Origin of the sequence: Streptomyces albus subsp. albus, assembly GCF_000725885.1 — a bacterium.
Taxonomy (GTDB): Bacteria; Actinomycetota; Actinomycetes; order Streptomycetales; family Streptomycetaceae; genus Streptomyces; species Streptomyces albus.
Genome location: NZ_JODR01000009.1, coordinates 1 through 14694, shown reverse-complemented (window position 1 = coordinate 14694; position 14694 = coordinate 1). Strand labels below are relative to the sequence as shown.

Sequence of the window (14694 nt, the reverse complement as noted above, 5' to 3'; positions counted from 1 at the left end):
CTTTTGCCGCTGAGTGTCACCCGAAGGTAGTAATCCGCCGTCGGCGACTCCAGCAAAGCGCCATCATCCGCCTACCGTCGCCGGGGTGATGACGAGCAGGCGCGAGCACCCGACGGACCCCACCGGCGCACCGCCAGCGCACCGGAAGGGGAGGACAGGACCCGGAGAGCCGGCCACCCGGGAGAGCGGCACGCCGCACGCCTACGAGCCCCATCTGGACGGGCTGTTCACCTACTGCCTGTCCGTGATGTGCGAGCACGAGGCCGCGCTCGCCGCACTCGGCGAAACGCTCATCCTCGCCGACCGCCAGCACGCCCGCGGCCGGGCGCCGCAGGACGCGACGGCGACCCGTCCCTGGCTGTACGCGCTGGCCCGCTGGGCGTGCCTGCGCAGACTCGCGCACCGGGCCGCCGCCTGCGCCGGCACCACCTTCGGCACCGGACGCGTGGCCGACGGCCCCGCACCCTGCGCCCCGGGCCCCGGAAAGACACCCGGCGTGCCCGCCTCGCCCGCAGCGGGGCACACCCTGCTGGACGACGCGACCCGTGCCCGGCGACGCCGCGAGCTGGCCACGCTGGCGTGGCCCGAGGCCGCCGGCACCACGGCCGAACAGCGCGAGGCACTGGAACTGTCCGTCCGGCACAGACTGACGCCCGCACAGATCGGCGCGGTGCTGTCGATGAGCACCGGCGAAACCGAGGACCTGCTGATGAAGGCGGCCTGCGAGGTGGAGCGCACCCGGGCCGCGCTGCGCGTCGTGGAGAGCGGCGGCTGCCCCGCGGTCACCCGCCTCGCCGGCGACGACCGGCTGCTGCTGGGCACGGCACTCCGCCGCGAACTGGTACGGCACGTGGACGAGTGCCCCCAGTGCCGCCGTGCCGCCGAGCGCGCCATGGCGGGGGTCTCCTGGCCGGGCACCGCGCCGGCGACCGCCACCCTCGCGCTGGTGGAGGCGCCCCGCCGGGCCGTGGACGCGGCCGTCGAGCTGGCCCGGGGGGCGCGGGCCCAGCGCACGCCCCGCTTCGACCGGAACGGATTCCCCGTCTGCGACCCGAACCGGCCGGCCCGCCGGGAGCGGCTGCGCGGGCGGGCGCTCGCCTCGACCGTCGTCGCCGCCGTACTGACCGCTCCGGTGTTCGCGCTGTGGACCGCGTCCCGCGGGGCGCCGGTGGCGGGCGAGCAGGCGGACCGTTCCGCTGCCGCGCCCGAGGAGCCGCACGCCCACGGCGGTGCCCCCGCGCCCGGCGGCGGCACTCCCGGCGGCGTACCGGACCGGGGCCGTGCCGGACACGGTCCCCCCACCGCCGGGGACGGCGCGCCGCTCCCGTGGCGGGCAGCCGGACCGGGCGCCCCGAAAGCCCCGGACGGGCCGGGTGCCGCGGCCCACGGCGGTACCGGCCCGTCCGGCTCACGAGCCGCCGAGGAGCATGCCGGCGCCGGGGAGCGCACCGGGAAGGGGGCTCGCCCCGGTGCGCAAAAGGGCGCCGGGGAGGGCGAGGCGCCCCCGTCGGCCGTCCGGAGTCCATCGTCGTTGTTCGCGGCTCCCGCGCTGCGGCCGGCGGTTCCGCAGGCCCCGGCCGCACCGGAGCAGGACCCCTCGCCGACGGACTCGCCCTCCTCGTCCTCGGAATCGACGACGCCGCACCCCTCGTCCCCGTCCCCGACGGGCTCCCCGTCCTGACGGCACACCGGTCGAGCGCGTCAGCCGGCCGAGTCCGTCTGCTGGTCGAGGTGCGTCCGTCGGTCCCGGTCCGTCCGCCGGTCGAGCCCGTCCACCGCGCGACGCCGTGCTCCGGCGGCCCGGGGCGGCGCCCCTGGGCCCGGGCTCGGCGGGATCCCGGGAGAGGCCTCAGTCCTCCTGCGCCGCGTCCGTCGCCGGCGTGCTCGCCGACGGGGCGGGCGGGTCCGCCGGGTGGGGGGCCACCAGGGGGAGCTGGGCGGCCAGGCGCTGCTCGCACAGCTCGGCGAGGCGGTCGTAACCGGCCTTGCCCATCAATTCGATCAGCTCGGCGCGGTACGAGACGTAGACGGGCTGCCCGGCACCGTGTGCGGACGGCGCGGCGGTGCACCACCAGTGCAGGTCATGACCGCCGGAGCCCCAGCCGCGCCGGTCGTACTCGCCGATCGACACGTACAGGACTTCCTCGCCGTCGGGCAGCTCCACCCATTCGTAGCTGCGCCGGATCGGCACCTGCCAGCACACGTCGGGCTTCGTCTCCAGCGGTTCGCGGCCCTCGCGCAGCGCGAGCAGGTGCAGTGCGCAGCCGGCGCCGCCCTCGAACCCGGCGCGGTTGTGGAAGATGCAGGCCCCCTGGAAGCGGCGGGTCTGCCGTTCGCCCTCCTCGTTGACCTCGGCCCAGCCGTGAGGGCCGGTGCCGACGCCGTGGAACTGCCACATCTCGGGGGTGAGCCGCGCCACGTGCCCGGCGACGCGCTGCTCGTCCTCCTCGTCGGAGAAGTGGGCGCCGAGCGTGCAGCAGCCGTCCTCGGCGCGGCCCGCGGTGATGCCCTGGCAGCCGTTGCCGAACAGGCACTGCCAGCGGGAGGTCAGCCAGGTCAGGTCGCAACGGAAGACCTGTTCGTCGTCCGCGGGGTCCGGGAACTCCACCCATGCGCGCGGGAAGTCGAGGCCGACCTCCTCGTCGCGGGCCGCACCGGGCCGCGTCTGTGCGGACGCCGTGCCGTGCGCCCCGCGCACGCCGTCCCGGTTCTGCTGCTTCGCCGCTTTCGTCGTACCCACACGCCCAGCGTACGGGGCCGTCGCCGTGGCCCGGGGGTGCCGTCGCCCGGCGGCGGTTCACCGGGAGGGGCTAGCGTGCTCGGTATGCGACTCGGTGTTCTCGACGTGGGTTCGAACACGGTGCACCTGCTGGTGGTGGACGCGCACCCCGGCGCCCGCCCCCTGCCCGCGCACTCGCACAAGGCGACGCTGAAGCTCGCCGAACTACTGGAGGACGACGGGGCGATCAGCGAGGAGGGCGCCGAGCGGCTGAGCGCGGCCGTCGCGGAGGCGCTCCGCGTCTCGGAGGAGAAGGGCGTCGAGGCGCTGCTGCCGTTCGCGACCTCAGCGGTGCGTGAGGCCCCCAACGCCGAGCGCGTGCTGGGCCGGGTCGCGCAGGAGGCGGGCGTCAAGCTGGAGGTGCTGTCGGGCACCGACGAGGCACGGCTGACGTTCCTCGCGGCGCGGCGCTGGTTCGGCTGGTCGGCCGGGCGGATGCTGGTGCTGGACATCGGCGGCGGCTCGCTGGAGATGGCGTACGGGGTGGACGAGGAGCCCGACGTCGCGGTGTCGCTGCCGCTGGGGGCCGGCCGGCTCACCGCGAGCTGGCTGCCCGGCGACCCGCCGGACCCGGCGGACGTGGGGGCGCTGCGGCGGCATGTGCGGGCGGAGATCGCCCGTGTTGTGGGGGACTTCACCCGCCTCGGCCCGCCGGACCGGGTGGTGGCCACGTCGAAGACGTTCAAGCAGTTGGCACGGGTGGCCGGCGGACCGGCCCGCGGCGGCGAGGGCCGGGTGCTGAGCCGTACGGCGCTCCAGGAGCGGGTGCCCGGACTGGTGGCGATGCCGGCGGCGGAGCGTGCCGGGCTGCCGGGCGTCTCGCAGGGCCGGGCGCGGCAGCTCGCGGCCGGGGCGCTGGTGGCGGAAGGCGTCATGGACCTCTTCCGGGTGGCGGAGGCCGAGATCTGCCCCTGGGCCCTCCGGGAGGGCGTCCTGCTGCGCCGCCTGGACCGGATGCCCACGGGATGAGGACCGGACGCCGGCGGGGTGACGGGACCGGAGGCCGAACGGGCATCGGGAAGGGCCGCGCGGCCGGGCGGCCGGACCGGACGCCGACTGGACCGCACGCCGACTAGGTGACCGGAAGGAAAGCGCGGCCGGGCGATCGGGCTGGAGGCTGGACGGACGGCGGGAGGGATGCGCGGCCGGGCGGCCGGACCGGAAGCTGAACGGTCATCCGGAAGGGACGCCGGCCACGTGACCGGGTCGGATGCCGACGGGCCCACCGGGTCGGATGCCGACGGGGCCACCGGACCGGATGCCGCCCGGGTCACCGGACCGGATGCCGGCCAGGTCGCCCGCCAGTGAGCGGGGGTGCGCCGGTGCGGCGGATGTGAGCCCGGTCCCCTTCTCCCGTCCGGCCCCTTCGCGGGGCGGACCGCGCGCTTAGGGTGGCTGGGTGGGCATCGAAAGCGTACGGGTCCCCCAGGCGAAGGTCGCGCTGTCGACGGCCTCGGTGTATCCGGAGTCGACGGCCGCGGCGTTCGAGATCGCCGCACGGCTCGGCTACGACGGGGTCGAGGTCATGGTGTGGACCGATCCGGTCAGTCAGGACGTGGAGGCGCTGCGCCGTCTGTCCGACTTCCACGGCGTCCCCATCCTCGCCGTCCACGCCCCGTGCCTGCTGATCACCCAGCGGGTCTGGGCGAAGGACCCGTGGGAGAAGCTGGTGCGGGCCCGTACGGCGGCGGAGACGCTGGGCGCCTCGACGGTGGTGGTGCATCCGCCGTTCCGCTGGCAGCGCGCCTACGCCCGGGAGTTCGAGCGCGGCGTCTGGCGCATGGCCGACGAGACCGATGTGCGGTTCGCGGTGGAGAACATGTACCCGTGGCGCTACCGCGACCGGGAGATGCTCGCCTACGCACCCGACTGGGACCCGACCCAGAACGACTACCGGCACTTCACCCTCGACCTGTCGCACACGGCCACGGCCCGCAACGACGCGACGGCCATGGTGGAGCGCATGGGGGACCGGCTGGGGCATGTGCACATCGCCGACGGCAACGGTTCCGCCAAGGACGAGCACCTGGTGCCGGGGCGCGGCTCGCAGCCGTGTGCCGAGATCCTGGAGCGGCTGGCGGCGCGCGGGTTCGACGGTCATGTGGTGGTGGAGGTCAACACCCGGCGTGCCATGTCGGCGGCCGAGCGTGAGGAGGACCTGGCGGAGGCCCTGGCCTTCACCCGTCTGCACCTCGCGGCTCCGAGGGACCTGCCCACCGGGGACGCCGCGGGCTGCGGGAACGGCTGAGCGACGGCCCCGGTACCGCGGTCACCCCGGCACCGCCGTCATTCCGGGCCGCCGTCACCTGGCACCCCGCCGTCACCCCGGGCCGGCCGGCCGCCCGCACGGCGGGCCCCGCAGGAGGCCCCCCGTACGGAGGGCCCGGCCCGTGCCCGTACCGGGATATGCCCACGATCCGGACCCACTGTCCGGATCTTGAGCGGGAGGCGTACCCTCGGATCTTCACGAGGGTTCTTCCCCAGGCACTTTCAAGGGAGAGGCAGCCATGCCCGAGCTGAGGTCCCGCACGGTCACCCACGGACGCAACATGGCGGGGGCGCGCGCCCTCATGCAGGCGTCCGGCGTAGCGCGCGAGGACTTCGGCAAGCCGATCGTGGCCGTCGCCAACAGCTTCACCGAGTTCGTCCCCGGCCACACCCACCTCCAGCCGGTGGGCCGGATCGTCAGCGAGGCGGTCAAGGCGGCGGGCGGCATCCCGCGCGAGTTCAACTCGATCGCGGTGGACGACGGCATCGCCATGGGGCACGGCGGCATGCTCTACTCGCTGCCCTCCCGCGACCTGATCGCCGACTCGGTCGAGTACATGGTGGAGGCGCACTGCGCGGACGCGCTGATCTGCATCTCCAACTGCGACAAGATCACCCCGGGGATGCTGATGGCCGCGATGCGGCTGAACATCCCCACCGTCTTCGTCTCCGGCGGTCCCATGGAGGCCGGCCGCGCGACGCTGGTGAACGGCACCGTCCGCAAGCTCGACCTGATCGACGCGATGTCGGAGGCGGCGAACGAGAACGTCTCCGACGAGGACATCCTCCGCATCGAGCAGAACGCCTGCCCCACCTGCGGCTCCTGTTCGGGCATGTTCACCGCGAACTCGATGAACTGCCTCACCGAGGCCATCGGCCTGGCCCTGCCGGGCAACGGCTCCGTGCTGGCCACCCACACCGCCCGCAAGGAGCTGTACGAGACGGCGGGCCGCACGGTCGTGGAGGCCGCCAAGCGGTACTACGACCAGGACGACGCCACCGTGCTGCCCCGCAGCATCGGCTCCCGCGCCGCCTTCGAGAACGCCATGGCCCTCGACATCGCGATGGGCGGCTCCACCAACACGATCCTGCACCTGCTGGCCGCCGCGCAGGAGGCGGAGCTGGACTTCACGATGGCCGACATCGACCGGCTCTCCCGCAGGCTGCCGTGCCTGGCCAAGGTCGCCCCGAACGTGACGCCGAACGGCACCTACTACATGGAGGACGTGCACCGGGCCGGCGGCATCCCCGCCATCCTGGGCGAGCTGTACCGCGGCGGCCTCCTCAACGAGGACGTGCACTCCGTCCACGCGGACTCGCTGGCCGAGTGGCTCAAGACCTGGGACATCCGCGGCGGCTCCCCCTCCCCGGAGGCGGTCGAGATGTTCCACGCGGCGCCCGGCTGCGTGCGCTCGGCGGAGGCGTTCTCGCAGTCCGAGCGCTGGGAGACGCTGGACACCGACGCGGCGGGCGGCTGCATCCGTGACGTGGAGCACGCCTACTCCGCCGAGGGCGGGCTGGCCGTCCTCTACGGCAACCTCGCCGAGAACGGCTGCGTGGTGAAGACCGCCGGCGTCGACGAGTCCATCCTGACCTTCACCGGGCCGGCCGTGGTGTGCGAGTCCCAGGAGGAGGCCGTCCAGAAGATCCTCGACAAGACGGTCAAGGAGGGCGACGTCGTCGTCATCCGCTACGAGGGACCCAAGGGCGGCCCGGGTATGCAGGAAATGCTGTACCCGACCTCGTTCCTCAAGGGCCGCGGGCTGGGCAAGGCCTGCGCGCTGATCACCGACGGGCGGTTCTCCGGCGGCACCTCCGGCCTGTCGATCGGCCACATCTCGCCGGAGGCGGCGGGCGGCGGCACCATCGCGCTGGTGGAGGACGGCGACACCGTCGTCATCGACATCCCCAACCGGCAGATCCGGCTGGACGTGCCCGACGAGACGCTGGCGGCCCGCCGGGAGGCGCTGGGCGGGCGTTACCTCCCCGCCTCGCGCGACCGCAAGGTGTCCACCGCGCTGCGCGCCTACGCCGCGATGGCCACCAGCGCCGACCGCGGCGCGGTGCGCGACGTGAGCCTGCTGGAGCGCTGAGCACACCCCCGCCGCACCGCGGCGGGACGGTACCGACCGGCCGGGCCGGGCCCTCGGAGGGGCCCGGCCCGTCGCCGTACCGGGGCACGCGATAATCGAACCGTGCCCGACAGCGCGAAGAACACCAGCGACGAGAGCCCGCAGACCCCCGGCGCACCGGCCCCGGAGCCGCTGCGCTTCTACGGCACCACCTGGGTCGACCACTCGGGCGGCTACGCGGTGCGCCGCGTCGCCCTCGGGGTAGGCGCGGTGCTGGCGGCGGTCGCCGGCGCTTTCGTGCTGCGCTTCGCCTACCAGGGCGTGGTGGTGGCCGACATCGGAAGCTGGGCGAGCATCCTGCTGGTGGCCGCGTTCGCGGTGTGCAGCGCGCTGGCGTTCGCGCGCACCCTCACCTCCTACACCCGCCGCCCCGACGAGCGGGAGGCGGCTGCCGAGTCGTCGATGCACAGCATCCGCGTCATCGGTTTCATCGGCGTCCTGCTGGCCTATGCGCTGCGCACCTGCGTGGAGGCGCCGGGGGAGCGGCTGCACCGTACCGAGTACGAGGCGGCGGTGGCCCGCCACGAGCGGCAGCGCCGCTCCCGTACGGGCAACCCGGCGGTCCGCAAGAAGAAGCGCGGGCGCTGAGGCGCCGCGCGTCACATCTCTCACTCTCTTTCCGGGAGGGCCCTCCTCAGGGCCCTCCCGCAGTCGTCTCAGGGGGAACCCTGAACCGTCCCGGACAAGTGTCCTCCTGCATCGACACCCCGTTCCGTCACGTGTCAGATTTTCCTTACACCCAAGAGAGAGGGGTCGCGGTGAGCGCGATCGAGACCCCGACAGGAGACGAGCTGCTGAAGATCCTGGCGGCCCTCGGCAATCCCCACCGGATGCGGATCGTCGCGGCGCTCGCCGAGGGCCGGAACTACGTCAGCGGACTCGCCCGCGAGATCGGCATGAGCCGTCCGCTGCTGTACATGCACCTTCAGCGGCTGGAGGCGGCCGGTCTGGTGGCCGGGTCGCTGGAGCTGTCGGACAGCGGCAAGGCCATGAAGTTCTTCGAGGTGACCCCGTTCGCCTACGCGCTGACCCCGCAGGCGGTCGCCGAGGCGGCACGGTCCCTCACCGATCAGGACGAGAAAGAGGAAGTGACGTGAACGAGCACCTCACCATGGCGGCGGGGGTCGACGCGGCCGGCGTCTGGGCGGCGGCACTGGGCACCGGAGGGGCCTTCGTCCTGCTCATCGTCGTCGTCTGGCAGATCGCCGCCACCTGGCGGGCCCGGATGCTGGCCGCCCGCGACCAGCAGTACCGGGAGCTGGCCGTCAAGTACGCGCAACTCCTGGAGGACAACGTGGAGTTGCACCGGCGCAGCGTGGAGGAGCTGACGCAGGCCCGGCAGTCCATCGCCGCCATGGAGAAGATGATGCGCGAGATCGACTAGGCACCGGCTGTCCCCTCACGTCGCGGCCCCGCACACCGGAAAGGGCCGATGCGCATCGGAAAGGGCCGGCGCACACCGGAAAGGGCCGGCGCGCGTCGGAAACCGCCCGGCGCACGCGAAAACCGCCTGGCGCACACCGAAGTTGCCCGGCGCACGCAGAAAGGGCCCGGCGCGCCCCGCACCGCCCGACCCCAAGGTCACTGCTGAAGGTCACCGTCGCTCGTACGGCCGGGAGCGGCAACTCCCGGCCGTACTCATGAGCGTGAGCACTCGCGAACCCCTCGCGTCCCACACCCACCTCATGGAGGTTACCCATGTCTGCCCGCCCCCGGCCTCCCGCCGGGCGACACCCCCGCGCACTGCGCAGCCTGGCCACGGTCCCAGGCGGCCGGCGCGGCAAGTGGCTGGTCCTGGCCGCCTGGCTGCTCATCGTCATGGCACTCGGACCGCTGGCCGGGAAGCTCGGCGAGGTCGAGGACAGCAGCGCCAACGCCTTCCTCCCCGGCAAGGCCGAGTCGGCACAGGTCAACACGGAACTGGAGAAGTTCCGCGGCCAGGACGAGATCATCCCCGCGGTCGCCGTCTACTCCCGTGACGACGCCCGCACCACGCGGGCCGACGCCGCCAAGGCGGGCGCCGACCGTACCGCGTTGGCCTCGCTCGTCCCCGAGGGCCAGAAGATCGCCGGGCCCCTTCCCTCCGACGACGGCAAGGCACTGATGCTCGTCGTCCCGCTCACCACCGGCAGCGACGACTTCACCGCCGACCTGGAGAAGGTGCGCGACGTAGCGGCGGCCGACGCGCCGAGCGGACTGGACGTCGCGGTCGGCGGCCCGGCCGGATCGCTGATCGACAGCATCGAGGTCTTCGGCGATCTCGACACCACCCTGATGCTGGCCACCGGCGCCGTCGTCACCGTACTGCTGCTGATCACCTACCGCAGCCCGGTGCTGTGGCTCTTCCCGGCCCTCTCGGTCGGCTTCGCCGCCGTACTCACCCAGGTGGTCACCTATCTGCTGGCCAAGTACGCCTCCCTGCCCGTCGATCCGCAGAGCGCGGGCATCCTCATGGTCCTGGTCTTCGGCGTCGGTACCGACTACGCACTGCTGCTGATCGCCCGCTACCGCGAGGAGCTGCACCGCCACGAGGACCGGCACGAGGCCATGCGGCTCGCACTGCGCCGCTCCGGCCCGGCGGTCATCGCCTCCGCCGGCACCATCGCCATCGGCCTGGCCTGCCTGGCCCTCGCCGACATCAACTCCTCGCGCTCACTCGGACTGGTCGGCGCGGTCGGCGTCGTATGCGCACTGCTGGCGATGATCACCGTGCTGCCCGCCCTGCTGGCCGTCACGGGCCGCTGGGTGTTCTGGCCGTTCGTTCCCCGGTACGGGACCGAACCGCGCGCCGCCCGCACCGTCTGGGCCCGGATCGGCGGCCTGCTGCAGCGCCGGCCGCGCTGGTCGTGGCTGATGACGGTGGGGGTGACGGCGGTCCTGGCACTGAGCGCGACGGGGCTGACCATGGGCCTGACCAACGAGGAGATGTACCAGGACAAGCCCGAGTCCGTCGTCGCCCAGGAGAAGCTCTCCGCGCACTACCCTTCCGGCTCCTCCGACCCCGCCACCGTCGTCGTCAGGACGGCGGCCCGCGACGAGGTGCGGCAGGCGGCGTCCGCGGTGGACGGCGTCGAATCCGTCCGGCCCGAGGACCGCACCGCCGACGGGCGCCTGACGACGCTGTCCGTCGTCCTCGACGACGCACCCGACAGTGAGGCGGCCAAGAAAGCCGTCGACCGGCTGCGCGATGCCGTGCACCAGGTCGAGGACGCGGACGCACTGGTCGGAGGCACCACCGCGGAACTGCTCGACACCCGCCGGGCCGCCCAGAGCGATCTGCGGACCGTCATCCCGGTCGTCCTCGCCGTCGTCCTGCTCGTCCTGATCGCCCTGCTGCGCTCGCTGGTGGCGCCGCTGCTGCTGCTGGCGACGGTGGTGCTGTCCTTCTTCGGCGCCCTGGGCGCCTCCCACCTGATCTTCACCCAGTTGCTGGACTTCCCGGCGATGGACAACTCCCTGCCGCTGATGGGCTTCGTCTTCCTGGTGGCCCTGGGCATCGACTACAACATCTTCCTGATGACCCGGGTCCGCGAGGAGGCCGCACTGCACGGCCACACCAAGGGTGTGCTGAGCGGGCTCGCCTCCACCGGCGGCGTCATCACCTCGGCGGGCATCGTGCTGGCCGCCACCTTCGCGGTGATCGCCACCATGCCGCTGGTCTCCATGGCCCAGCTCGGAGTGCTGGTGGGCATCGGCGTCCTGCTGGACACCTTCGTCGTCCGCACCGTGCTGGTGCCGTCGCTGGCCCTCGATGTGGGCGCCCGCGTCTGGTGGCCCAGCCGGCTGGGGCAGGCGCCCACGACGGGGGACGTCCGGCCCGCGAAGGAGCGTGAGCCGGAAAAGGTCTGACCCGGCCCTCCGTCCGTACGGGCACTCCCCGACGGAGCGGACACGGTGCGGACACCAACACAGGTGCGGTCACCCGGCAGGCGGTGCCGGACCGGCTCGGCTCGACCGAGCGGTCCGGCACCACTGCTGCCCCGGCAGTGTCCCCCGTCCCCGTCGTCCCCGTCCCACCCCGCCCCTCCCCGTCGCGACCGGTGCGAGGATGGGCAGCCCGTCACGTCCGGCAACGCAACGAGGCACGAGGTGAAAGGCCCCATGACCACCCAGAAAGTCGCGGTCCTCGGCACCGGGAAGATCGGCGAAGCACTGCTCTCCGGGATGCTCCGGGGCGGCTGGTCGCCCTCCCGACTGCTGGTCACCACCCGGCGCCCCGAACGCGCCGCCGAACTGCGCGAGCGCTACGGCGTCGAGTCCGTCACCAACGCCGAGGCCGCCAAGACCGCCGACACCCTCATCCTCACCCCCAAGCCGCAGGACATGGCGGCGCTGCTGGACGAACTCGCCCCGCACGTGCCCGCCGGCCGGCTCGTCATCAGCGGCGCCGCCGGCATCACCACGCGCTACCTGGAGCAGCAGCTCACCGAGGGCACCCCGGTCATCCGCGTCATGACCAACACCCCCGCCCTCGTCGACGAGGCCATGTCCGTCATCTCGCCGGGCACCCACGCGACGGAGGCCCATCTGGCCCTCGCCGACGAGATCTTCGGCGGCGTCGGCAAGACCCTCCGCCTGCCCGAGGGCCAGCAGGACGCCGCGACCGCCCTCTCCGGCTCCGGGCCGGCCTACTTCTTCTTCCTGGTCGAGGCCATGACCGACGCCGGCATCCAGCTCGGCCTGCCCCGCGACAAGGCGCACGAGCTGATCGTCCAGGCGGCCGTCGGCGCCGCCACCATGCTCCGCGACAGCGGCGAACACCCCGTCACCCTCCGCGAGAACGTTACCTCGCCCGGCGGTACGACGATCAACGCCATCCGCGAACTGGAGAACCACCGGGTGCGTGCGGCCTTCATCGACGCCATCGAGGCCGCCCGCGACCGCAGCCGCGAACTCGGCAGCTGACCGCACCGCACGTGCCGGGACCGGCCCCCGGTCGGACTCCCGGCCGTGGCCGGACTGCCGACCGGACCCCTGGGCAACTCCCGGCCTCACGACTCCCGCAGCGGCACCGGCCGGACGCGGCACCGCACCGCACCCGCCCCCGGCTCAGCGGGCCCGCAACGCCCGCAGCCCCTCGTGCGCCAGCGTGATCGTGAAGGCCAGCGCCAGCCCGAGCCCCACCCCGTACAGCGGGCTCTCCTCGAACGCCGCCCCGCCCGCGTACCCCAGCCCGGCCGAATAGACCGCCCAGCTCACCACCGCGACGGCGTCGTACCGTGTGAACGACCGGCGTGGAAATCCCGTCGCCCCGGTGGTGAGCGTGGCGGCCGTCCGCCCGCCCGGGATGTAACGCGCCGCCACCAGCACCAGCCCGCCCCGCTCGGCCAGCATCCGGCCCACCCGCGCGTAGACCCGCTCGGCGCGGCTCCCCCTGCGCAGCCGGGCCGCGATCCGCACCCCCGAGCGCCGTCCGATCGCGTACGAGATGTGATCCCCCGCGAACGCCCCGGCCGCCGCCACCAGGATCACCGCCACCAGCGACGGCTCCCCCTCCGCCGCCGCGAACACCCCCAGCGTGATCACCAACGTCTCGCTGGGCACCACCGGGAAGAACCCGTCCAGCATCGCGATCCCGAACAGCGCCGCATACACCCACGGCGTGCTCACGAACCCCTCCACCGCATGCACAATCGCCTCGTTCATGCTCCGGGACCGTACGGAGCACCGCACACCCCGGTCAGTGCACGAACGGGATCGCCCACCCCTCACTTTCGTCAGGTGTGCCCGCCGCCGGCCCGCCGTACCGTGAGCCCGTGACCGCCCAGAACCCCCTCCCCGCCGGCCTCGGCCGCCCCGGGCCCCTCGGCCGGCTCGGCCGCCGGCTGCGCCGCCGCGAGACCCTGGCCGACCTGGCCCTGTGGGCGTTCATGAGCTACCCCCTGCCCACCCTGCACGAGGTCCCGCTCTGGCTGCGCGCGGTGGCCGTACCCCTGCTCGCCCTCGCCACCTGGCTCAGCCGCCGCGCCCCCCTCGCGGCCACGGCGATCCCCGCCGCGCTCGGTCTGGCCGCCACCCCCGAACTGTTCACCAGCACCTTCACCCCCGCCCTGGCCGCCCTCAGCTTCCTCCTCGGCCGCCGCACCCAGGACGTGCGGCGCTCCCTGGCCGCCGCCGGACTGCTGTGCGCGGTCGGCCTCGTCCTCGCCCTCACCCTGCCGGGCGCCGACCTGTGGAACTGGTTCACCCTCGTCACGACCGTGCTGTTCGCCGCCGTCCTCCCGTGGCTGCTCGGCCGCTTCCGCCGCCAGCAGTACGAACTCCAGGGTGCCGGCTGGGAACTGGCCGCCCGCATGGAACGCGAACAACAGCTCGTGGCCGAACGCGCCCGGCTGCGCGAACGCTCCCGCATCGCCGGCGACATGCACGACTCCCTCGGCCACGACCTCAGCCTCCTCGCCGTCCGCGCCGCCGCCCTCCAGGTCGCCCCCGGCATGGACGACGCGGCCCGGGCCTCCGCCGCCGAGCTCCGCCAGGCCGCCGCCGACGCCACCGAACGCCTCCGCCAGATCATCGGACTGCTCCGCCAGGAGACGACCGCCACCACCGCCGAGACCGTCCCCGACCTGGTGGCCCGCACCGCCGCCTCCGGCGTCCGCATCACCCTCCACCAGCACGACGCGGACGACGCCCCCACCGCACCCCCGCCACCCCTGGTGGCCCACGCGGTCCACCGCGTCGTCCAGGAAGCCGTCACCAACGCCGCGAAGCACGCCCCGGGCGCGGCCATCACCGTCGAACTCAACCGGCACCGCGACGCCATGGACGTGACCGTCCGCGACACCGGCCCGAACCCCGCCGCGGACCGCACCCCGGGCCCGGGCTCCGGCACCGGCCTCATCAGCCTCGACGAACGCGTCCGCCTGGCCGGCGGCACCTTCCGGGCCCGGAAGACCGACGACGGCTTCGAAGTCACGGCCCACCTGCCGTTCGCCGCCGCCCCGCTCCCCGCGGCACCCGCACCACCGGACACGGCCCCCTCCCGCTCCCGGGAACACCTGGCCCGCGCCCGACGCCGGGTACGCCGCGGCATCGCCAACGCCATCTGGATCCCGGCCGCCGCCACCGCGGTACTCGCCGTCCTGATGTACGGCTTCCAGCTCTACACCTCGCACCGCTCCGTCCTGCCCGAGCGCACCTACGAGCAACTGCGCACCGACGCCCCCGCCACGGATGTGCTGCCCCGCCTCCCGGCGTACGAGTTCGACGACGGCCGCCCCGACGGCGCACCCCCGGACCCGCCCGGCGTGGACCGGTGCCGCTTCTACCGCACGGCCACCTTCGACAACTCGCCCCTGTACCGCCTCTGCTTCACGGACGGCCGCCTCACCCACAAGGCCCTGCTCCCCATGGAGGAGCGCGGGCGCTGACCATTGCGGAAGGCCCCCGAACCCTCGGTTGACACGCCGGGCACCCATCCGTAAGGTTCATCGGGTTGCCAGCGAGCCCTTCGGGGTTTCGCGGCGGCCACCTCGCCGTTCCGGCGGAAACTTCTACTGAGCACGATCTCCCTTC

At 73.7% G+C, this 14694-nt stretch carries 12 protein-coding genes; 10 read left to right on the top strand and 2 right to left on the bottom strand.

Annotation, left to right across the window (positions count from 1 at the left end; all coding sequences use genetic code 11):
* Positions 1-88: 88 nt before the first annotated feature.
* A complete protein-coding gene (locus IO40_RS0111195; RefSeq protein ID WP_031175347.1) occupies positions 89-1681 on the top strand; it encodes a TrbL/VirB6 family protein in 1593 nt (530 codons plus the stop codon).
* A 168-nt stretch (positions 1682-1849) separates the two neighbouring features.
* On the opposite strand, the gene IO40_RS0111190 is transcribed toward IO40_RS0111195, so the two are convergent.
* Positions 1850-2698 carry a DUF3109 family protein gene (locus tag IO40_RS0111190; RefSeq protein WP_041968598.1) on the bottom strand — a complete coding sequence of 283 codons (849 nt, stop codon included), beginning with the start codon at positions 2696-2698 and terminating at the stop codon, positions 1850-1852.
* Between the two features lie 126 nt (positions 2699-2824).
* On the opposite strand from IO40_RS0111190, the gene IO40_RS0111185 reads away from it, so the two are divergent.
* From IO40_RS0111185 to proC, 8 genes are all read left to right on the top strand, one after another.
* Entirely contained in the window at positions 2825-3748 is a 924-nt protein-coding gene (locus IO40_RS0111185; protein ID WP_031175346.1) for a Ppx/GppA family phosphatase, read from the top strand.
* A gap of 430 nt (positions 3749-4178) precedes the next feature.
* Positions 4179-5027, top strand: a complete 849-nt coding sequence (locus IO40_RS0111175) for a sugar phosphate isomerase/epimerase family protein (protein ID WP_016472880.1) — start codon at positions 4179-4181, stop codon at positions 5025-5027.
* Positions 5028-5286: 259 nt separating this feature from the next.
* The gene (gene ilvD / locus IO40_RS0111170) at positions 5287-7140 is read left to right on the top strand and encodes a dihydroxy-acid dehydratase (protein ID WP_016472879.1); all 1854 of its coding nucleotides are present in this window, start codon (positions 5287-5289) and stop codon (positions 7138-7140) included.
* 102 nt (positions 7141-7242) lie between these two features.
* Positions 7243-7767, top strand: coding sequence for a hypothetical protein (locus tag IO40_RS0111165; RefSeq protein WP_031175345.1), 525 nt, complete (start codon positions 7243-7245; stop codon positions 7765-7767).
* 170 nt (positions 7768-7937) lie between these two features.
* Positions 7938-8276, top strand: coding sequence for an ArsR/SmtB family transcription factor (locus tag IO40_RS0111160; RefSeq protein WP_016472877.1), 339 nt, complete (start codon positions 7938-7940; stop codon positions 8274-8276).
* A complete protein-coding gene (locus IO40_RS0111155; RefSeq protein WP_016472876.1) occupies positions 8273-8563 on the top strand; it encodes a hypothetical protein in 291 nt (96 codons plus the stop codon). The genes IO40_RS0111160 and IO40_RS0111155 overlap by 4 nt, the downstream gene beginning before the upstream one ends.
* A 314-nt stretch (positions 8564-8877) precedes the next feature.
* Positions 8878-11028 carry an MMPL family transporter gene (locus IO40_RS0111150; RefSeq protein ID WP_031175344.1) on the top strand — a complete coding sequence of 717 codons (2151 nt, stop codon included), beginning with the start codon at positions 8878-8880 and terminating at the stop codon, positions 11026-11028.
* 252 nt (positions 11029-11280) lie between these two features.
* On the top strand, positions 11281-12084 hold the full coding sequence (gene proC / locus IO40_RS0111145) for a pyrroline-5-carboxylate reductase (protein ID WP_016472874.1): 804 nt from the start codon (positions 11281-11283) through the stop codon (positions 12082-12084).
* A 144-nt stretch (positions 12085-12228) separates the two neighbouring features.
* Here the strand turns inward: proC and IO40_RS0111140 are convergent, their stop codons facing one another.
* Positions 12229-12825, bottom strand: a complete 597-nt coding sequence (locus IO40_RS0111140; RefSeq protein ID WP_030409390.1) for a DedA family protein — start codon at positions 12823-12825, stop codon at positions 12229-12231.
* A gap of 110 nt (positions 12826-12935) precedes the next feature.
* On the opposite strand from IO40_RS0111140, the gene IO40_RS0111135 reads away from it, so the two are divergent.
* On the top strand, positions 12936-14549 hold the full coding sequence (locus tag IO40_RS0111135; RefSeq protein WP_234335606.1) for a sensor histidine kinase: 1614 nt from the start codon (positions 12936-12938) through the stop codon (positions 14547-14549).
* The last annotated feature ends 145 nt before the right edge of the window (positions 14550-14694 follow it).